The organism is Weizmannia sp. FSL W8-1119 (assembly GCF_038008605.1).
GTDB lineage: Bacteria > Bacillota > Bacilli > Bacillales > Bacillaceae_C > Weizmannia > Weizmannia coagulans.
Map to the genome: position 1 here is coordinate 327,796 of NZ_JBBOZL010000001.1, position 21,339 is coordinate 349,134.

Sequence of the window (21,339 nt, forward strand, 5' to 3'; positions counted from 1 at the left end):
CCCCTGCGTACTGCTAATTAGAATGCCTAATTAGACAAAACAGAGGCCCCGCCCGCCCATTTTGTCTAATTGGAAAACCCAATTAGACGCCCATGCCGCAATGAACGCGGCACCAGCAGAAGAATGAAAACCAGCCGGCGCATATTTTCAGGATAGACAAAGCAAAGGCCCCGCATTCCTGCTTCGTCCAATTAGACGCCCATGCCGCAATGAACGCGGCACCAGCAGAAGAATGAAAATCAGCGCCGCGCAATTTCCAAGATACACAGCCGGATCATCACACAGTCCCTTTCTGCCAAAGCATGCCCGGCTCCCCGGCCCATCCCCGCAAAAAAAAAGCCACGCAACGCTGCGCAGCCAAAATCTTATCGGTTCCAAATCAAAAGAAGCAAAATGATCGCCAAAAGGATGCGGTATACCGCAAACGGGATCAGCTTTACTTTGTTGATCAATGCGAGGAAAAACTTGATCGCGATTAAGGCGAAAATAAACGCGCTGATGAATCCGGTAATAAAAAACGGAATCGTCTCAGGCGTCACGGCGCCCCAGTGCTTTACAAGCGAAAGAAAGCTCGCGCCAAACATGATCGGCACGGCCATAATAAACGTAAAGTCCGCTGCAGCACGGTGGCTCATGCCAAGCAGGACGCCGCCTGAAATCGTAGAACCGGAACGTGAAAAACCCGGCCACAGGGCAAGACATTGAAAAAGCCCAACCACAAACGCCTGTCTATATGTAATTTGGTCGACCGTCTCCGTCTTCGGCCGGCGCGGGCGCGTGAGATCCGCCACAATCATCAAAACGGCCCCGGCCACAAGGGCAACAAGTACCGTATTCACCGAAAACAGATGGGCGTCAATATAATCTTCAAACAAAAAGCCGAGCACAGCCGCCGGAACGAGACCGGTAATCACATGCGTCAATTTCAGCCGTTCACCGTACATCTGCTCTCTCGTAATATTTTTCTTCAGGCCGAGCAAATTTAAAAACCTGTCCCAGAATACGACCACCATCGCCATAATGGACCCAAGCTGGATCACCACTTTAAATACATTTGCCGCTTCAGTGCCATAAAGATGATTCGATTTCAAAATCAAGTCATCCACAATAATCATATGGCCCGTCGAAGAAACCGGGGCAAACTCTGTCAGCCCCTCCACAAGACCGAGAATTGCGGCCACAAACAAATTCCACAAATGCAAAAACGTCACCTCCAGACTACATTATTCTACCATGGACGCCGGCCAAAACGAATAAATTTTTTTACGAACCCCGCCTTGCCTAATCTGAAAATAAACTGTATTCCGGTGATTATAAGTTGAAAATGTTTACAATACACTATAAGATAAAGATAAAGAAGCCCGGGGAGGGGAAAAAATGCCTGGAAATCTCAGCTTTGGCGAAATTCTCATTATCCTTGTTGTTGCACTTTTAATTTTCGGCCCGTCGAAACTCCCGCAGCTTGGAAGGGCAGCCGGCCAAACATTGCGCGAATTCAAAAAAGGCGTGCGCGACGCCATTGATGAAGAAGAAAAGCCACAAGTGAAAAAAAGCAAATCATAACCATAAGCCGCTGTAAAACACAGCGGCCCGTTTTTTGCATTCCCCCCGCCATTTTCCAAACGCTTTTCACGGTAAAACAGCGAAAAACATCCGCCCCTGACACCTTCAACGGGCCACGTGTAAAAATACGGCCAGCATACTATTTTTCATCTCATTGCCAGTGTTGCAAAAGATGCCTGATCCCTGCGAAAAATGCAGCGGCCCGTTTTTCATCCGTGCTGCCATCATCAAATGCTTTTCACAGTAAAACAGTGAAAAACGTCCGCCCTGACACCTTCAATGGGCCGTCGCGTAAAAATCCGCTGCCCTCCCCCTGCCCCTGGGGACGGATCGTGCTGGAAGCGGGGGCTCCCCGGGGCCGCATTCATCTGTAAGATGGATTCCTTTTATGGCAGGAAAAAATTTCACAAATTCCCCGCCAGCTAAATTACTTAAACCGGCTATAAATGTGTTAAGATAAGGGTAAACAGAAAAATGGTTCCTTTGAATCCGGAGGGGGTAATAACAATACGATGGAAGACCGGCTGTTTTCATTATTTCAAAAACGGGGGGTCAGAAGGGTTCTTATCTTTGTGCTGATCACACTTATCCTGTATTTTCTGCGCAGCATGATGGACCTGATGCTGCTCACCTTTATTTTTTCCTATCTTGTCAACAGACTGCAAAAAATTGTGACAAGATGGTTTCCGATCAAACGCAGACTGGCTGTTTTAATCGTGTATATTTTGATTCTCGGCGGCCTCACACTCGGCGTGATCAAATATTTTCCGATCCTGGTCAATGAAATTACCCAGCTTGTTATGCAGATTTCCGATTTTTACACAAAACCTCAGCACAATGAAGTACTGAATTATATTGTGAAAAACATCCAGGAAAAGAAAATTGTCGACTACGCACAAAAAGGCGTTTCTATCCTGTTCGATTATTTTACAAGCATCAGCAAAGTCAGCATCCAGGTCTTCATGGCCATTATCCTGAGTTTGTTTTTCCTGCTTGAAAAAGAGCGGATCATCCGTTTTACAAAACAGTTTAAAAAGAGCAAACTTGCAGCGTTTTACGATGAAATCGAGTATTTCGGTGTCAAATTTGTAGGGACATTCGGGAAAGTGATCGAGGCCCAGTTCATTATCGCCGTTGTGAATTCCGTTCTTACTACGATCGGTCTCTGGATTCTCGGCTTTCCGCAGTTATTCGGGCTCGCCATTCTCATTTTTGCTCTCGGCCTTATCCCGGTCGCCGGCGTTTTCATCTCGCTCATTCCGCTCTGTATCATCGCTTACAGCATCGGTGGCGGAATGAAAGTACTGTATGTCCTCATTTTGATTGTCATCGTGCATGCCGTGGAAGCCTATGTGCTGAATCCGCAGCTGATGTCCTCAAAAACGAATATGCCTGTTTTTTACACTTTTCTCATTTTAATTTTTTGTGAGCATTTTTTCGGTCTGTGGGGGCTCATTCTTGGTATTCCCATTGTAATGTTCTTCCTTGATGTCCTTGAAGTTACCGGGCAAAGCGCGGAGCCAAAGAAAAAAACATAATCGACATAAATGTACGCCAGCCGTTCCAAAATGGGTAAGCATTTTGGAACGGCTTTTTTAGTGAATAAATGAAACAGGCTGCTTTCTTCACGGGAAATTTTATAGGCTTCTTCTAAAGGGATTTCTGAGATTTTTAATATTTTTAAAAAATACCTCACCCAAAAATCCATTTCAAAAAACAGAAAAATGCCTCCAATAAAAATATTGATGTTATCTGAATAGATTGATATACTCTAAAATAGGGAGTAATGGAAGGTTTCTAAATTCTGGAAGCGCACACCAAAAAGATGAGCAGCCGGGAGGTGAAGATGTGATTTCATTCCGTCATGTCAACAAATACTATGGTGATTTTCACGTTTTAAAAGATATTAACCTTGAAGTAAAAGAAGGGGAAGTCGTCGTTGTGATCGGCCCTTCCGGATCAGGGAAGAGCACAATGCTCCGCTGCATCAACCGCCTGGAAGAAATCACGGACGGCGAACTCTTCGTCCGCAATATGAAAGTCAATGATAAAAAAACCGATATCAACGACCTTCGCAAAAATATCGGCATGGTCTTCCAGCACTTCAATTTGTATCCGCATAAAACCGTTTTGCAAAATATCACGCTGGCGCCGATCAAAGTGCTGGGCCAAAGCAAGGAAGAAGCGGAAAAAAAGGCGATGCACTACCTAGAAAGGGTAGGTATTCCGGATAAAGCAAACGCCTACCCGTCACAGTTGTCAGGCGGCCAGCAGCAACGTGTCGCAATTGCCAGGGGGCTGGCAATGGAGCCGGACATCATGCTGTTTGACGAACCGACCTCCGCCCTGGACCCCGAGATGATCGGAGAAGTGCTCGACGTTATGAAATCACTTGCAAAAGACGGCATGACCATGGTAGTCGTCACGCACGAAATGGGTTTTGCCCGCGAAGTGGCGGACCGCGTTATTTTTATGGACCAGGGGAGGATCATCGAGGACAATACACCGGAAGCCTTTTTCAAAAACCCGCGTGAAGAACGCGCCCGCACCTTCTTAAACCGTGTACTGAACCATTAATCATGAGGCCACGGGCAAAATATTTGTATCCGCGCAGGATGCTAAAAATCGGGTGCAAACCATGTGCGACAATCGGGTCCATGCATGGCGGCATCAATCGCTGGGATGCCGGTTACGAATGGCAGCCAAACATCCTGCGCCACGCCCGGGCAGGATGCCAAAAATCGGGTGAAAACCATGTGCAGCTATTGGTCCATGCATGGCGGCTGTCAATCGCCGGAAAGCCGGTTTCTCGTGGCGGCCAAACACCCTGCATCACGCCCGGGCAGGATGTCAAAATCGGGTGCAAACCATACGCGGTTATCAGGTCCATACATGGCGGCATCAATCGCCGGAAAGCCGGTTACGAATGGTGGCCAAATAACCTGTACCACGCGGGTCAGGATGCCAAAAATCGAAAGCAAACGATCCGCGGCTATCGGGTACACGTAAGGTGGCCGTCAATCGCCCGGAAAGCCGGTTCCAGTCGCAGTCATAAACCATTTGCATCTGCATATACATTCATATCCGGGGATGGTGCGCAATCATGGCCATAAGCCAAGGAATGGTAGGTGCCGGCCCGCGGGAATACCGTGCTACTCAAAGCAGCACTAGCATAAAACATTTATCATTGGGGACTTCCGCAAAGCGCTTGCTTTCGCGGTGACCATAAATAAAAAAGGGGGATTCAAATGGGAAAGGTCAAAAAATGGTTAGCAGCAGGATTGGTTTTCATTTTGGCAGCAGCACTGGTCGCAGGCTGTGGCAAATCAAAAACGACAGGCGGCTCTGCAAGCGATGATCCGATCAAAAAAATCGAAGACAGAGGGAAATTGGTCGTCGGAGTCAAATATGATACATATCTATTTGGCTACAAAGACCCGAAAACCGGAAAAGTGGAAGGCTTTGATGTAGACATCGCAAAAGCAATTTCCAAGAAAATTTTCGGTGACAAAGTCAAAGTCGAACTGAAAGAAGTTACATCGAAAACCCGGATTCCGATGCTGCAAAACGGCGATGTTGACATGGTTGTCGCGACCATGACGATCACGCCGGACCGGAAAAAAGTGGTGGACTTCTCGGATGTTTACTTTGATGCCGGACAGTCGCTCCTTGTGAAAAAAGGCAGCAAGATTAAAAGCGTCAAAGATTTGACAAAAGGCACAAAAGTATTGACAGTAAAAGGTGCAACTTCCGGGGACAACGTCAAGAAAGCCGCACCGGATACAACTGTGCTCGAGTATGAAAACTATCAGGAGGCGTTCACGGCTTTGAAATCCGGCAAAGGGGATGCGCTGACAACCGACAACTCGATCCTTTACGGCATGGCTGCCCAGGATCCGAACTATCAAGTCGTTGGCGGGACATTCACAAATGAACCGTATGGCATCGCGATGAAAAAAGGCAATACGAAACTCGTAAAAGCCGTCAACAAAGCTTTGAAAGAACTGAAAGACAGCGGGGAATACGACAAAATCAAAAACAAATGGATCAAAGAATAAGGATAAGGGGTGGGCAAAATCGCCCATCCCTTTCTCCTGATTAAACCGCAAAGGAGTGAAACAGCGTGCTCGATTTTTCCATCCTCACCGACAATATCGACTTATACATGAAAGGTTTTGTCAATACGATTAAAATCAGCATCATCGGCCTTGCCGCCAGTTTCATTCTCGGCAACATCATTGCCGTGTTCAGGCTGGCCCCCGTGAAACTGCTGAATTTTATCGGCGCAGTCTACGTCGAAGTCGTCCGCAATATTCCGTTAATCCTGACCGGGTTCTTTTTCTATAACGGGCTCAGCTATTTTCATATTAATTTAAGCGGCTTTATCGCGGGCACCATTGCGCTCTCCATTTACACTGCCGCTTTTATTGCGGAAGCCGTGCGTGCCGGCATTCAATCGGTGGACAAGGGCCAGCTTGAAGCCGCACGGTCAACCGGTTTGACGTATACCCAGGCGATGCGTTACGTCGTCCTCCCGCAGGCAATCAAAATCGTCATTCCGCCGATCGGCAACCAATTCCTGAACCTGGTCAAAAACTCTTCGATCCTCGGCGTTTTTGCGGGACTCGACCTCATGTATTACGCCGATCTCATTCATGAAAAAACATGGGTCACTTTTGATACGTATATTTTCGTCGGCATGTTTTATCTCATTCTGACGATCCCGCTCAGCCTGCTTGTCAACTATCTTGAACGCCGGCTGGCCAGAAGCAGTTGAATCATACTTTAAAGGAGGGAAATGTGATGGATTTTGCCGGAGCTTATTCAAGCGGAAACCTGGCTTATTTGCTAAAGGGTTTTGCGGTAACATTGGAAGTGGCTTTTGTTGCAATCGTGCTGAGCTTTCTCATCGGCTGTATCCTCGGCATCTTGCGTTACGCCAAAATCCCGGTTTTATCGCCAATCGTGGCACTTGTTGTGGAAATCACCCGGAACCTGCCGCTGATTTTGATTATTTTCTTTACATATTTTGCCTTGCCGGAAGTTGGCGTGAAAATGAGCGTCACGGCTGCAGCCATTTCGGCGTTGACGGTGTTCGAATCCGCGATGATCGCTGAAATTGTGCGCGGCGGCCTGAACGCCATCCCAAAAGGCCAGATCGAAGCTGCCCGTTCGTCAGGCCTCAGTTATATCCAAACGCTGTGGTACATTATCTTGCCGCAGGCTTTGAAAAAAATGATCCCGCCGCTCGTGAGTCAGTTCATCTCACTGTTAAAAGACACTTCGCTTGCAATCATCATCTCGCTGCCGGAACTGTTGCATAATGCAAAAGGGATTTATAACGGGGAAGGCGGATCAAAATACATCATCCCGATTCTGCTCATGGCAGCTTTTATGTATTTTGTTGTCAACTACTTGCTTTCCATTCTCGCGCGCCGGCTCGAAAAACGCCTCGACCCGGACCGCTCCGCTGCCAAACAGCTTGTGAACACAACAGAAAATCTGCTCTAGGGGAACCCGTCTTAAGGTTCCTCTTTTTAATTGAGACGTTTGCGCCAGTTCCCGCAACCGATCGAAAAATCAAAAAACAAACCAAATATCCCTTGCTTTTTTGTGTTAACTGTTATACATTATATATAACAAATAACCCAAATAAAAGAGATGATGTTCATGCTCATTAAAATCGATCTTGAGTCTGATGTTCCCATCTACCAACAGCTGCATAACAGCATCATTGAAGGCATTGCGTCCAAAGAGCTGGCACCGGGCGATTCGCTTCCATCCGTGAGGGCGATGGCATCCGACCTCGGCGTCAACATGCACACGGTTAATAAAGCCTACCAAATTCTGAAGCAGGAAGGTTTTATCCAGATCCACCGGCAAAAGGGGGTTGTCATCCAGCCTGAACAGATGCCCCCGGCCGATGAACCGTATCTTGAAAGCCTTGCGGAAAAACTGCGCCCGCTTATCAGCGAAGCGATCTGCCGCGGCCTGGACGACAAGCATTTTTTAAAAATGTGTGAAAAGCTATACAACGATATTCAAAAGGTGGGAGAACAATGGAAACCGTAATCGTATTGATCTTTTTCGGACTGGTTGCCGCCATGATGGCAGTGACACCGTATATCACAAGAAGAACGGAAAGTTTCGGGGTCACCATCCCGGAAGAAGCCTACCCGGATCCTGAACTGAAAAAACTGAGAAAACAATACGCCGCAGCCATTATTGCCTTCAGTATCCTTCTGGCAGCCGCTTTGCTCATGGCCGTGCGCACGAGCCGGTTGCTTCAAACCGGTTTCGCTCTCGCAGTCATTGCCTGCATTGCCGGCGATTTTCTCATCTACCTTTATTTTCACCGGAAAATGAAAGCAATCAAGGCGGCGCGGAACTGGGCAACCGGGAAAAAGCAGGCGGTCATGGTCGACCCGAAATTCAGGAGCCAGAAACTCATTTTTTCCAACGCATGGTTTCTGATCCATGCAAGCGTGACAGCAGCCACTTTCCTGATGACATGGTTGTGCTACGGGCGGATTCCGGACCGGATTGCGATGCATTACGATTTTAACGGTACACCGACAGACTGGGTGGAAAAATCGTACCGGAGCGTGTTCGAACTGCCAACTGTCCAGCTGCTTTTGCTCATCTTGTTCATTTGGCTGAATACAATGATTGCCAAAAGCAAGCAGCAGCTCAATGCCGCCAATCCGGAAACTTCCCTCGAGCAAAATGTCCGTTTCCGGCGCAGATGGTCAGCATTTATGATCATCGCAGGCCTGCTTCTCATTTTACTGTTTTTTGCGATTCAGCTTTCCTTTATTGTGCCGGTCCCGATCTTCTTGCTTTCATACGGGGGCATGGGCGCGGTATTGTTGATTGTGGCCGGGGCGGTCGTGCTCTCGGTTACCACCGGGCAGGGCGGCAGCCGCATCCGCGTGGGCAATGGTGCCGTTCAGGGCCGCTTCCAGTATGATGACGATGCGTATTGGAAACTCGGTGTTTTTTACTTCAACCGCAACGATCCTTCTTTATGGGTGGAAAAAAGGTTCGGAAGCGGCTGGACCCTGAACCTTGCGCATCCGGCAGGCTGGGCTATCATCGGGCTTATCATTCTGATTCCGCTTTTGCTTGCTGTTTTCTTTTCTTAAAAAAACAAGGGGGCTGCTCCAGAGAATGGAAGCAGCCCCTTTTATCATTCACTTTCAAGTTCAACCCATTTGTCCGCCCAATTTTGCACTTCATCAAGGACCGGTTTGATGGCCTCACCTTTTTCCGTCAGCCGGTATTCAATCCGGACAGGGCTTTCCGGGTACACTTCCCGCACAAGGATGCCCTGGTCTTCCAGCTCCTTCAGCCGTTCCGAAAGCACCTTCTGGCTGATATGCGGGATACGCTCCGCCATTTCGTTAAACCGCATCGGCCCATCAGACAGGACACGGATAATCACGCCAACCCAGCGTTTTCCCAATAGCTGAAACGCCTTTTCGAAACGCGGACATAAACTTTGGTTTCCCATTTTTGAAACGCACCTTTCTCATCAACCCTGCATTCCGGGGCTATATCAACAAAAGCCTTTTTAACCATTATACATGAATTGTAAACTTACTAAAAGTAACTAGCTAACAATCCCTGTTGTAAAAATATCCAGGGGAAATGCTGTGTTCGGCGGAAAAGCCGGCAAACCCGCGACAGGCAAAAACGGGACGGAAATGGCCCCATACGAACCGAAAAATCCACGGGAAAAAATGGGATGAAATGCTCAGTGAAACAGTGCCGCCTCCAAACAAAAAACGAAAAAGGAAATGCTCCGATAAGTCCTGTCCGGGTAAAGTTCTTCCAATCCATTGAATTTTCATATAAAATAAAGGGAGTAAAGAAAGGGAGGTTTTTAAGGTGAAAAAATTACTTTTCTATACAGCTGTAGGCTTTGCCGGCTACCAATACTTCAAGCTCTGAACAAGTTTTATGGGAACGTGGAAAAATGGCTCTCAAATTTTCAGCCATCAAACCGCAGCGGAGACGGGCAATCCGGCATACAAGCCTGAAGGCAGACGCTGATCGGGCGCAACCGCAATTACCACTGTTGCAACCAGTCAGGCGAACGCTTGGAGTTATCTCCCACCTGCACTTTGGCCATAAGGATGGGAGACCCCTTTTAAAAATCTGTTAAAATGGACATGGTCATTCAAGCCCTCTTCTAACCCCCGTCCACCCGTAAATGTAAAATTTTTCCCGGCCGAAAACAACAGGAAAGTCGTGAACTTTCCAATCCCCAATAAGATTGACAGGTGCAAAAATCATCCGGAGCCGGGTGAAGCATAGCGGCCGAAAGCGGATAAAATGAGTTTGAAAATAAAACACTGAATCTTGAAGGTTCCCTGGCAAAATACGGAAACCGAACCAATAAGCTCATGTAAAAAATTTCCCAAGGCCTGGTGAATAGCAGCCGAAAGCAGAAAACGCCATACCCGACTTGACGCAAAACGGGTGTAAAAAACGCGCCTGTCCTGGGGAAGAAAGCTGGTTTTAAAACTGAATGATTCCCTGCGAAGTGCCTATCCTAAAATAGGACAAATACCAAGTCTTAACCTTTTTGACAAACCTCCGCCTGATGCCCGAAAATGGCTGTAAGCGGGGTGAACTTTATGCAAACAAAAGCGGTCGTTTTTATTGACGCCGTTTAAGAGAGGGATACAAATGTCGGTGACATCATACGTCGATCAATATGGATATATTGTGCTGCTTTTGGCACTTTTGCTCGAAATGATTGCAGTTCCGCTTCCAGGCGAAGTGTTGATGAGCTATGCCGGTTATATGGTGCACCAGGGGCAGCTCAACTGGATCTTGAGCATTCTCATTGCCGCCACCGGTACATCTGCCGGCATGACAACGGCCTATTTTATCGGGCAGCGGCTCGGCGGCCCGTTTTTACATAAATACGGCCATTTTATCCATCTCGGCCCGGCACAGCTTGAAAAACAATCGCGCTGGTTTAATAAATATGGGAATAAATTGCTTGTTGTCGCGTATTTTATACCAGGTGTCCGCCACATCACCGGCTATTTTTCCGGAATTACGAAACTGCCATTCCGGTCATTTGCCATTTTTGCCTATTCCGGCGCTTTGATTTGGACAAGCACGTTTATTTCCCTCGGGAAGCTGCTTGGCCCGCAGTGGGAGCAGTTTCACGAAGCGGTCAAAAAATATCTCGTCATAGGCGGTATTGTAAGCGCCGGTTTAATCATCGCGTATTATGTGTTCCGCTATTTCCATAAGCAGATTTTCTGGGCGATGATGGCGGTGCTCCGGCGCGTTTTCATGATTTTCCGCAGCCGGGTCCGCGCCGAGTTTGTGATCATCGGCACCACGCTGGTGACATTGTTTTTGATTGTGTTAATGATCACAATGATTCAAAACCTTTTCAGCGAAGATTTCAGTGACTTTAACGAGGTGACCTCTTTAATCGTATCGCTTTTGTTCAAACACCATTGGGCAGGCGTCATGAAAGGGATGCTGGCGCTCAGCTCGCGGCAGGCGCTCATTCTCGTCATGGTGTTGACGGTTCTTTGGATCATTTGGAAAGGCAAAGATCGCACGCACGAATTTTTGATTATGCTGCTTGTTACAATCGGCGGGGAACTGTATCAAAATGTGCTGCATGAAGTGTTCCACCGGATGTCGGAAACGGAAATTCCGACGTTTTCCCACTTTGTCTTCTCATTTCCGAGCGACCAGGCGATGATGATTCTGATCATTTACGGCTATTTTACATATCTCGTCGTCCGGCACGCTGAGATGTTTTGGGTCCATACGTTTATGGATGTACTTCTTTTAGCTGTTTTGTTGTTCGCAGCTGTCAGCCATATTTATTTCAGCCTTGAAGTGCCGAGCAACATTGCGGGCGGTTACGTTTTCGGCGGCGTCTGGCTTGGCTTAAATATTTTATTGCTGGAAATTTTCCGTATGATATGATGGATAAGAAAGCAAATGTTGGAGGGGAAACATGTTCTCAGATTTTGTCACACAAATTTTAACAGCACTCGCTGATCTGGGTTACTTCGGTGTTGCACTCGGGCTTGCGATTGAGATTATCCCGAGCGAGATTGTCCTTGCCTATGCAGGTTATTTAATTTCCCGCGGAGAGATCAATTATTTTGGGGCCATTGCAGCAGGCACACTCGGCATTTTGATTGCCCAACTGATTTTATACTGGATCGGTGCATACGGCGGGCGCCCGTTCCTGCTAAAGTACGGCAAATATTTGCTGATTCACGAAAGGCATCTCGATCTCGCGGAAGAATGGTTCAACAAGTACGGCGCCGGCGTTATTTTTACAGGCCGTTTCATCCCGGTCATCCGCCAGGCCATATCGATCCCGGCCGGCATTGCCAAAATGTCGTATTTCAAATTTATTTTTTTCACGCTGCTTGCGACCATTCCTTGGGCGGTGCTGTTTATCTTTCTCGGTGAACGTCTCGCATCAAACTGGGCACAAATTGATGACGTCGCGGCTCCTTATGTCAAGCCGGTTACCATTATCGCGATCATCATCATTGTGCTTTATATCGCTTACTCGATGTACCGCAAGAAAAAAAGAGCCTGACCCTCTATTCAGGGGCCGGGCTTTTTCCGTACCAAACCGGCCATGTGATGTGGGGAGTGCAACCCGTCTGCACAAAGGCGGGTGCCGGATTTTGAGCCTGCACAAAAAAGGGGTTAATATGGATGAAAAAGCAAGCCGGATTTGCATCTTGCCTGATCACAAGAAAAAAGATAACGCCGGAAGCTTAAAACAACCTTAACAGGCTGAAATTCTGAAAAAGGGGCGCGCTTATCTGCTGCGCCCGAAAAAAACCGCCTGCACAAGGGTGGCGGCCAAAAAAGGGGGCATATGAAAAAAACAGGTTGTAAGCTCTCTTGCAAAGAAAAGCATACCTGCCAACACTTAAAAAATGCTTAAAATCCCGCACCTCTCGGCCATAAAAAAACGCCTGCACAAAGCAGACGAACCAACTAAAGCTCTTACCTGATGACAAACATCAATATACAAGTGGAAAATAAAAAACACCTTAACTTTACCTAAAATTTATGTGAATTTCCCCACCATCTATTTTCTCGACAAAAAATAACAAAATTTCATCAAAATTTTCGTGACAAATTGCCGCATTTAGATAATAATAATGAAGACAGACTACTAAAACGAGGGATTCTATGGAGTCAAGAGTAGCGAAAAAAAAGAAAAAACGGTCAAGAGTCCGCTGGCGCAGAGTGTCTCTTATGCTCTTTTTACTGCTCATCGTTGCCGGCGCGGTTTACACAGCCTATCAATACTACGCCGGAGTTCATCAGACAGACCCGGAAGATGCCTTAAATATGGACAATCTGGAATTTAATGGTAAAAAGGATGCAAATGGCCGGACCAATATTCTCCTTCTCGGAATTGACCGGCGTGGCAAAGAAGATTCAAGAACCGACACCATCATGATTGCCCAATATGACCCGAAGAAAAACCAGGTTAAGCTCATTTCGATTATGCGTGACATTTATGCCGAAATCCCGGGGTATAGAAACTATAAAATTAACACTGCCTATTATCTTGGCAATTTGAACCATCAAAAGAAGGGCGTTGAACTGCTCCGCCAAGCACTCAAAACCAATTTTGACATTGATGTGCAATATTATGCACTCGTCGATTTCCAAGGCTTTGTTAAAATTGTCGATACCCTGGCGCCTCAAGGCATTGAAATGAACGTCGAACATAAAATGTCGAAAAACATCGGCTTGACGCTTTATCCTGGCAAACAGCTCATGCATGGGAAACAACTCCTCGCCTACGCACGGTTCAGACATGATGCGCAAGGCGACTTTGGCCGGGTTGCTCGCCAGCAAAAAGTGCTTAAAGCGCTCCAATCTGAAGTCTTCAGCGTGAACGGCATCGCCAAAGCACCGAAACTGCTCGGAACCATCCAGCCGTATATGGCCACCAACATGAGCAAAATGAACATTCTTGCGCTCGTTAAAGACGTCATGGTCAATGGCAACCTTAAGGTCAAAACAATGACCGTACCGGTTGCCGGTACCTATACCAATGTCAGTTATCCGGGCGTCGGCGCCGCGCTCGAAGTGGACAAAGAAAAAAATACCGAAGCCATCAAACAGTTTTTGGATGAATAACAGGGGGGCCGGTTCCGGCTCTTTTTTTTGTAGCAGACAGAAAGCCGTACCGGGAGCAAATTGTCTTTTTGGAGAGCTCAAAAAGACAAAAGAGAGCCGTACCGGGAGCAAATTGTCCTTTTGGAGAGCTCAAAAAGACAAAAGAGAGCCGTACCAGGAGCAAATTGTCTTTTTGGAGGGTTCAAAAAGACAAAAGAGAGCCGTACCAAGAGCAAATTGTCTTTTTGGAGAGCTCAAAAAGACAAAAGAGAGCCGTACCAAGAGCAAATTGTCCTTTTGGAGGGTTCAAAAAGACAAAAGAGAGCCGTACCAAGAGCAAATTGTCTTTTTGAATGGCTCAAAAAGACAAAAGAGAGTCGGATCAGGGGCGAATTGTCCTTTTGGAGGGCTCAAAAAGACAAAAGAGAGCCGGACCAAGAGCAAATTGTCCTTTTGGAGGGCTCAAAAAGACAAAAGAGAGCCGGACCAAGAGCAAATTGTCTCTTTGGAGGGTTCAAAAAGACAAAAGAAAGCCGGACCAAGAGCAAATTGTCCTTTTGAAGGGCTCAAAAAGACAAAAGAAAGCCGGACCAAGAGCAAATTGTCTTTTTGAAGGGCCCAAAAAGACAAAAGAGAGCCGGACCAGGAGCAAATTGTCTTTTTGGAGGGTTCAAAAAGACAAAAGAGAGCCGTACCAAGAGCAAATTGTCCTTTTGGAGGGTTCAAAAAGACAAAAGAGAGCCGTACCAAGAGCAAATTGTCTTTTTGGAGAGCTCAAAAAGACAAAAGAGAGCCGTACCGGGAGCAAATTGTCCTTTTGGAGGGCTCAAAAAGGCAAAAGAAAGCCAATTAGACAATAGGGGCGAAACCGCATCCAATATGAATTTCAATTTCCCCCTTGTCATGTCACCCGACAAAGTGTAAAGTATAAATAAGTCAAAATTTTAAGTACGTTCAATCGAATAGCCTTATCAAGAGAGGCGGAGGGACTTGGCCCGATGAAACCTCAGCAACCAGCCATACGGCACGGTGCTAAATCCAACAGGTATACCTGAAAAGATAAGGAGAATGTTGTCATCTTGCCTCCTTTTCTGGGAGGCTTTTTTCATATCATTCAAAGGGAGTGTAAAAATTTGAACCTTCTCGAAACGTTAAAAAACCGCATCCTTGTTGCAGACGGGGCAATGGGGACACTGCTATATGCATACGGCGCCGACACATGTTATGAGTCATTCAACCTGACCCATCCGGAAGACATCCACGCGATCCACCGCGCCTATATCGAAGCAGGCGCATCGGTCATCCAGACAAACACGTACAGCGCCAACTATATCAAGCTGGCACAGTATGGCCTGGAAGAAAAAGTAAAAGATATCAACAAAGCGGCTGTCCAGATCGCAAAAGAAGCGGCAAACCGTGACACATTTATACTCGGCACGGTCGGCGGCATCCGCGGCCAGCGCAAAACCGAAGCAACACTTGCCGAAATCAAGCGTACGTTCCGCGAGCAGATTTTTCACCTCCTGAACGAAGGAGTTGATGCCCTGCTTTTGGAAACGTATTTTGACGCGGAAGAACTGTATACGGTCGTAGACATTGCGAAAAAAGAAGCGGATGTCCCGGTCATCGCCCAGTTCTCGCTTATCGAACCGGGCGTGCTCCAAAACGGAACCCCGGTCCGCGATGCTTTCAAGGAACTTGAAAACCGCGGCGCTGATGTGACCGGCCTAAACTGCCGGCTCGGCCCGCACCACATGATCCAGGCGTTCGAAGAAATCCCGATACCGAAGCGTGCCTTTTTGTCCGCATACCCGAATGCGAGTCTTTTAGATTACGAGGAAGGCCGGTTCACGTTCACAAATAACGCCGATTATTTTAAAACATGCGCCGAAAAACTGGTCGAACAGGGTGTGCGCCTGATCGGCGGCTGCTGCGGCACGACCCCAGCTCACATCAAAGCAATCGCAGACGGGGTGCAGGGGCTTTTGCCTGTCACAGAAAAAACGGTCCGCCCACCGAAAATCGAAATCGCAGCCGCCCCGGCGCAGTACGAACCGCCGTTGCATGAAATTGTAAAAAAACGCCATTCCGTCATTGTCGAATTGGACACACCGAAAACGCTGAACACAGCCCGCTTTTTCGAAGGGGCAAAAGCGCTGCACGACGCCGGCATCGATGCCTTGACAATGGCCGACAACTCGCTTGCAAGCCCGCGCATCAGCAACACAGCGATTGCTTCAATTTTAAAAGAGAAACATGGCATCCGGCCGCTTGTTCATATTACATGCCGTGATCGTAATTTGATCGGGCTGCAGTCGCACTTAATGGGTCTTGCTGCGCTCGGGATTGACCAGGTGCTTGCCATCACGGGGGATCCGACAAAAATCGGCGACTTCCCGGGAGCGACGAGCGTATACGATTTGTCATCCATGGAACTGATCGCAATGATCAAGCAATTCAATGATGGCATTTCCCATTCCGGCAAATCGCTTCAGCGGAAAACAAATTTTTCCGTCGCAGCTGCATTTAACCCGAACGTCCGCAATCTCGATAAAACGGTCGGGAGGTTGGAACGCAAAATCCGCCACGGTGCTGATTATTTTATCACCCAGCCTGTCTTCAGCACGGAAAAAATCGAGCAAATCCATGAAGCCACGAAGCATTTGGACGCGCCGATCTATCTTGGCATTATGCCGCTTACCAGCTACCGGAACGCGGTCTTTCTGCACAATGAAGTGCCGGGCATCACACTGACGGATGATATTTTGCAAGCGATGGAAAAAACAAACGGCGACCCTGTGAAAGCGCGCGAAGAAAGCCTTGCGATCAGCCGTACCCTGATCGATGCGGCCCTCGCCTATTTCAACGGCATTTACCTGATTACGCCGCTCGAACGCTATGAACTGACAGTGGAATGCACGCGCCACATCCACGAAAAAACAGCAGTGCGCAGCGCGGGCATTTTCTAAAAGTATAGGAGATTCTTTGGCTACTCGGCAACCTGAATTTAACCGATCAAACGCACAACCAAAGGGGGCATTTTTCATGGGGAAAACGATATTTGAACAGCAGCTTGCGAACCGCATTCTCATTCTCGACGGGGCGATGGGCACGATGATCCAGCAGCAACACCTCACCGCGGCAGATTTTGGCGGCGAAGCATACGAAGGCTGCAATGAATACTTGAATCTCACAGCGCCCGATCTAATCCGCTCGATCCATGAAGCATATCTCGAAGCGGGGTCCGACATCATCGAAACGAACACATTTGGCGCAACGTCCATCGTCCTTAACGAGTACGGCCTTGGGCACTTTGCCGAAAAAATCAACATCGAAGCTGCGCGCATCGCCAAGCAGGCTGCCGGAAAATTTTCCACACCCGGCCGGCCGCGGTTTGTCGCCGGTTCAATGGGCCCGACAACAAAGACGCTCTCCGTCACAGGCGGCACCACTTTTGGCGCGCTCAAAACCGCCTACCAGGAACAGGCTTGCGGGCTCATAAAAGGCGGGGCCGACGTGCTCCTCCTCGAAACATCGCAGGACTTGCTGAACGTCAAAGCCGCTTTTCTTGGCATTACGGATGCATTTAACGAAACCGGAAAAAAACTGCCACTTCTCATCTCCGGCACCATCGAACCGATGGGCACAACGCTTGCCGGCCAGAACATCGAAGCATTTTACATTTCCGTCGCGCATATGCAGCCGGCCGCAGTCGGGCTCAACTGCGCGACTGGCCCGGAGTTCATGGCTGACTCTATCCGCACACTCGCGGGGCTCGCCAAAACGGCAGTGAGCTGCTACCCGAACGCCGGGCTTCCCGACGAAGAAGGGCATTACCACGAAACACCGGAATCGCTCGCTGTAAAAATGAAAGGCTTCGCCGAAAAAGGTTGGCTTAACATCGCAGGCGGCTGCTGCGGCACAACACCTGCCCATATCAAAGCGCTGAATGAAGCACTAGCCGGGCTCCCGCCGCGCCAGCCTGCAAAAGAAGAGCACCACGCCGTCTCTGGCATCGAACCTTTTATTTACGATGACCCGTCCACCCGCCCGATTTTTGTCGGCGAACGCACAAACGTCATCGGTTCGCGTAAGTTCCGGCGCCTGATCGCAGAAGGCAAATGGGAAGAAGCAAGCGAAATTGCCCGCACCCAGGTCAAAAACGGCGCACAGATCATCGACATCTGCCTCGCCGACCCGGACCGCGATGAAATCAGCGACATGGAAAACTTTATTTCGATCGCCGTGAAAAAAGTGAAAGTGCCGTTTATGATCGATTCCACGGATGAAAACGTGATCGAAAAAGCTTTTACATACTGCCAAGGAAAAAGCATTGTCAATTCCATTAACCTTGAAAACGGGACGGAACGGTTTGAAAAAGTCGTGCCGCTCCTCAAAAAATACGGGGGTGCCGTTGTCGTCGGCACGATCGATGAAGAGGGGATGGCTGTCACTGCCGAACGGAAACTTGAGATTGCGCGCCGCTCTTATGACCTGCTCGTCCATACGTACGGGCTCAACCCGCGTGATCTCATTTTTGACCCGCTCGTGTTCCCTGCCGGCACCGGCGACAAGCAGTATTTTGGCGCAGCAAAAGAAACAGTCGAAGGCATCCGGCTCATTAAAGAAGCGATGCCGGAATGCAAGACGATCCTCGGCGTCAGCAATGTTTCATTCGGGCTGCCGCCTGCCGGGCGTGAAGTGCTCAACTCAGTGTTTCTCTACCACTGTACGAAAGCCGGGCTGGATTACGCCATCGTAAATACAGAAAAGCTTGAACGCTTTGCGTCCATCCCGGAAGAGAACGTGAAAATGGCCGAAAAACTGTTGTTTGAAACGAGTGACGAAGCCCTCGCCGCGTTCACCGAATATTACCGCGGCAAAGTGCAGGAGAAAAAAGCGCCAAAGAGCACGATGACGCTTGCCGAACGGCTTGCGAATGATGTTGTCGAAGGGACGAAAGAAGGACTCATCCCGGATTTAGAACAGGCCTTGAAAAAATACCCGGATCCGCTCGCCATTATCAACGGCCCGCTTATGGACGGGATGGCGGAAGTCGGCCGCCTGTTTAATGACAACCAGCTCATCGTCGCAGAAGTCTTGCAAAGTGCGGAAGTGATGAAAGCATCTGTCGCATTCCTTGAGCCTTTTATGGAAAAAAATGAAACAAGCACAAAGGGGAAAGTGCTGCTCGCAACCGTGAAAGGCGACGTCCATGACATCGGCAAAAATCTGGTCGACATCATTTTGTCGAATAATGGCTATAAAGTGGTGGACCTTGGCATCAAAGTGGCGCCGGCTGATCTTATCCACGCTGTCCGCAAAGAGAAACCGGATGTGATCGGGCTATCCGGCCTCCTTGTCAAATCCGCCCAGCAAATGGTTGTCACTGCCCAGGATTTGCGGGAAGCGGGCATCCGCCAGCCGATACTGGTCGGCGGTGCAGCCTTGTCGCGAAAATTCACGTTAAATAAAATCGCTCCGCAATATGAGGGGCTTGTGCTGTATGCAAAAGACGCAATGGAGGGCCTCACGCTTGCAAACAAATTGCAGGATGAATCGGAACGCAGCTCGCTCGAAACGGAACTTGCCAACCAGCGCAGCGGCGGGACAAGGGTGGCAGCGGCGAATGCCGGCGGGGCGCCGGTTGCGACTTTACCGCGCCGTTCTTCAGTATCCCCGGATGCGCGCGTTTACCAGCCGGCGGATTTGAAGCGGCATGTGCTGCGCAATTATCCGCTTTCCCATATTGATCCCTACGTGAACATGCAAATGCTCCTCGGCCACCATTTAGGATTGAAAGGCCGTGTCGAAAAACTGCTTGCGGAGGGAGACGAACGCGCCAGTAAGCTGAAGCAGCAGGTGGATGAACTGCGCGAGTGGGTGATGAAAGAAAAACTGCTTCAGCCATCCGCTGTATACCAATTTTTCCCGGCCCAGTCGGATGGTAATGATCTGATTGTTTACGAACCGGCTGGAGAGCCTGGAGCATTAAATCCGAAATCTTTATCCATTTTAGAGCGGTTCACATTCCCGCGCCAGGCAAAGCCGCCGTATTTGTGCCTTGCCGATTATGTCCGGAGCGTAGACAGCGGGGTCGTTGACTATGTCGGCATGTTCGCGGTCGTCGCCGGCAAAAACATCCGCCACCACGCACGCTATTTGAAAGAAGCAGGCGAATATTTCAAAAGCCATGCCCTCCAGGCGCTTGCCCTCGAAACGGCAGAAGGCTTCGCCGAGCGGCTGCACGAACTGATGCGCGGCCAATGGGGCTTCCCGGACCCGGCCGGTTTCACAATGCAGCAACGCTTTGCCGCCAAATACCAGGGCCAGCGCTACTCTTTCGGCTACCCGGCCTGCCCGAACCTCGAAGACCAGGCCAAACTGTTTAAATTGCTGCAACCGCAAAAAATCGGTCTCCACTTGACCGAAGGCTACATGATGGAACCCGAAGCCGCCGTCACCGCGCTCGTGTTCTCCCATCCGGAGGCAAGATACTTTGCGGTATGACCCCCTAAAGCGGGCCCCGGCCCGCTTTAGGTTTTTTAAAGCAAGGAACGGCCATACATCAAGAAAACATGGACGTTTTCTACGTGAACAAGCGGCTGAAAATTCCATCGCTTTCCTAATCGTGTAACTGACAGGCAAAAATCTTACCGTAGAGCAGTCCATGTTAACAATCAGTCGAAAATTTTGTAGCTTACCCGCCACTTTCTTACCATAGGCGCCATGCTGCATTTTTGCGGCTTCGACAGAAGAATGCGGAACCCGGACCCATATACCATTCTGCAAAAAACCGTATTAATCGACAAAATTTGCACTGGCTTTTCTGTTCCGCCCCCAATGTTCCACGGGAAACATTCCAATGAAAATTGTGCAACCGTGCATGTTGAACAGGTTTTTTTGAACAAATACCACTTGCCAGCAAGCCCGAAAATGCTTGACCCCGTTTTCCTTCTATAAAATTACTCACCTGCCACGTTCCCTGTGGCATGAACGCCTACATTAAATCAGCTCCGGGTGCAACCTTTACATCTAAAATTCAGCCAGTGCTGTTACAACCCTTGCCAAGGCCAAGACATATGCTTCTTCATCCAGCCTAACATTCCCAAACGCTGCGAATATTGGCTTTTTTGCTGCCTTAACAAGATGACATGATAGGCTTAGTTTCGACAAAACCAGCAATATTTCCACGGAAATACCTACATGAAAAAGCCCGGATATCGGAATCCGAGCTTAAAAATCTGTCTGAAAATGTGCGGCGACTGCGGCGGATTTTCATCCTTCCGCCCCTGCCGTATCCTTTGTGGCACGGGCGTCAAATCCGCATTGAACTGTTTTGTCCTGTTCTGATATTAGCCAATGGGAGTCCAAAAGCTCCATTGCCTTTCAGTGTCTTATCAAAAGCAAAGTGCTTACTTACGGGAGAGGCGGTCTTTTGCATCGCCGACCGAGTCCTGGGCTTCGCCTTTCAATTTGTCCATTTTGCCTTCAGCTTTTTTCTTCGCATCGCCGGTAATGTCACCCCATGTATCTTTTGCTTCGCCCTTCAATTTGTTCCCTTTTCCTTTAAGCTTGTCCTTCATGGCGTCTTGGTCCATTTTCATTCCTCCCATTCATATTGTT

17 protein-coding genes and 1 riboswitch are annotated in these 21,339 nt (G+C 48.6%); of the genes, 14 read left to right on the forward strand and 3 right to left on the reverse strand.

The window, feature by feature from the left end:
- Nucleotides 1-365 precede the first annotated feature (365 nt).
- Nucleotides 366-1,202 (reverse strand): undecaprenyl-diphosphate phosphatase, encoded by an 837-nt coding sequence (locus tag NSQ19_RS01630; protein WP_029142908.1) that lies wholly within the window; start codon nucleotides 1,200-1,202, stop codon nucleotides 366-368.
- 175 nt (nucleotides 1,203-1,377) lie between these two features.
- Between NSQ19_RS01630 and NSQ19_RS01635 the strand changes: the two genes are divergently transcribed.
- The 8 genes from NSQ19_RS01635 (at nucleotide 1,378) to NSQ19_RS01670 (ending at nucleotide 8,708) form a co-directional block, all read left to right on the forward strand.
- Nucleotides 1,378-1,563, forward strand: coding sequence for a twin-arginine translocase TatA/TatE family subunit (locus NSQ19_RS01635; RefSeq protein WP_013858271.1), 186 nt, complete (start codon nucleotides 1,378-1,380; stop codon nucleotides 1,561-1,563).
- A 512-nt stretch (nucleotides 1,564-2,075) separates the two neighbouring features.
- Nucleotides 2,076-3,101: an AI-2E family transporter gene (locus tag NSQ19_RS01640; protein ID WP_340702238.1), complete on the forward strand. Its 1,026-nt coding sequence runs from the start codon at nucleotides 2,076-2,078 to the stop codon at nucleotides 3,099-3,101.
- Between the two features lie 238 nt (nucleotides 3,102-3,339).
- Nucleotides 3,340-4,140: an amino acid ABC transporter ATP-binding protein gene (locus NSQ19_RS01645; RefSeq protein ID WP_412734228.1), complete on the forward strand. Its 801-nt coding sequence runs from the start codon at nucleotides 3,340-3,342 to the stop codon at nucleotides 4,138-4,140.
- 671 nt (nucleotides 4,141-4,811) lie between these two features.
- On the forward strand, nucleotides 4,812-5,621 hold the full coding sequence (locus tag NSQ19_RS01650) for a transporter substrate-binding domain-containing protein (RefSeq protein WP_340702239.1): 810 nt from the start codon (nucleotides 4,812-4,814) through the stop codon (nucleotides 5,619-5,621).
- 65 nt (nucleotides 5,622-5,686) lie between these two features.
- On the forward strand, nucleotides 5,687-6,340 hold the full coding sequence (locus NSQ19_RS01655; protein ID WP_017554238.1) for an amino acid ABC transporter permease: 654 nt from the start codon (nucleotides 5,687-5,689) through the stop codon (nucleotides 6,338-6,340).
- A gap of 26 nt (nucleotides 6,341-6,366) precedes the next feature.
- The gene (locus tag NSQ19_RS01660) at nucleotides 6,367-7,074 is read left to right on the forward strand and encodes an amino acid ABC transporter permease (RefSeq protein ID WP_019720496.1); all 708 of its coding nucleotides are present in this window, start codon (nucleotides 6,367-6,369) and stop codon (nucleotides 7,072-7,074) included.
- Nucleotides 7,075-7,233: 159 nt separating this feature from the next.
- A complete protein-coding gene (locus NSQ19_RS01665; RefSeq protein ID WP_017554236.1) occupies nucleotides 7,234-7,635 on the forward strand; it encodes a GntR family transcriptional regulator in 402 nt (133 codons plus the stop codon).
- Complete coding sequence (locus tag NSQ19_RS01670) at nucleotides 7,623-8,708, forward strand: DUF1648 domain-containing protein (protein ID WP_340702240.1); 1,086 nt, start codon at nucleotides 7,623-7,625, stop codon at nucleotides 8,706-8,708. The genes NSQ19_RS01665 and NSQ19_RS01670 overlap by 13 nt, the downstream gene beginning before the upstream one ends.
- A gap of 44 nt (nucleotides 8,709-8,752) precedes the next feature.
- Here NSQ19_RS01670 and NSQ19_RS01675 read toward each other — a convergent pair whose 3' ends face one another.
- The gene (locus NSQ19_RS01675) at nucleotides 8,753-9,076 is read right to left on the reverse strand and encodes a winged helix-turn-helix transcriptional regulator (protein ID WP_019720495.1); all 324 of its coding nucleotides are present in this window, start codon (nucleotides 9,074-9,076) and stop codon (nucleotides 8,753-8,755) included.
- 1,181 nt (nucleotides 9,077-10,257) lie between these two features.
- On the opposite strand from NSQ19_RS01675, the gene NSQ19_RS01680 reads away from it, so the two are divergent.
- From NSQ19_RS01680 to metH, 6 genes are all read left to right on the forward strand, one after another.
- Entirely contained in the window at nucleotides 10,258-11,532 is a 1,275-nt protein-coding gene (locus NSQ19_RS01680) for a VTT domain-containing protein (protein WP_340702241.1), read from the forward strand.
- A gap of 31 nt (nucleotides 11,533-11,563) precedes the next feature.
- Nucleotides 11,564-12,163, forward strand: coding sequence for a DedA family protein (locus tag NSQ19_RS01685; protein ID WP_013858283.1), 600 nt, complete (start codon nucleotides 11,564-11,566; stop codon nucleotides 12,161-12,163).
- Nucleotides 12,164-12,771: 608 nt separating this feature from the next.
- A complete protein-coding gene (locus NSQ19_RS01690; RefSeq protein WP_340702242.1) occupies nucleotides 12,772-13,734 on the forward strand; it encodes an LCP family protein in 963 nt (320 codons plus the stop codon).
- A complete protein-coding gene (locus tag NSQ19_RS01695; protein WP_340702243.1) occupies nucleotides 13,727-14,326 on the forward strand; it encodes a hypothetical protein in 600 nt (199 codons plus the stop codon). The genes NSQ19_RS01690 and NSQ19_RS01695 overlap by 8 nt, the downstream gene beginning before the upstream one ends.
- A 352-nt stretch (nucleotides 14,327-14,678) precedes the next feature.
- Nucleotides 14,679-14,779: riboswitch (SAM riboswitch) on the forward strand.
- 67 nt (nucleotides 14,780-14,846) lie between these two features.
- Nucleotides 14,847-16,682 (forward strand): bifunctional homocysteine S-methyltransferase/methylenetetrahydrofolate reductase, encoded by a 1,836-nt coding sequence (locus NSQ19_RS01700; RefSeq protein WP_340702244.1) that lies wholly within the window; start codon nucleotides 14,847-14,849, stop codon nucleotides 16,680-16,682.
- Nucleotides 16,683-16,758: 76 nt separating this feature from the next.
- On the forward strand, nucleotides 16,759-20,223 hold the full coding sequence (metH, locus tag NSQ19_RS01705) for a methionine synthase (protein ID WP_340702245.1): 3,465 nt from the start codon (nucleotides 16,759-16,761) through the stop codon (nucleotides 20,221-20,223).
- A gap of 905 nt (nucleotides 20,224-21,128) precedes the next feature.
- On the opposite strand, the gene NSQ19_RS01710 is transcribed toward metH, so the two are convergent.
- Nucleotides 21,129-21,314 carry a CsbD family protein gene (locus NSQ19_RS01710; protein ID WP_013858290.1) on the reverse strand — a complete coding sequence of 62 codons (186 nt, stop codon included), beginning with the start codon at nucleotides 21,312-21,314 and terminating at the stop codon, nucleotides 21,129-21,131.
- Nucleotides 21,315-21,339: the final 25 nt, after the last annotated feature.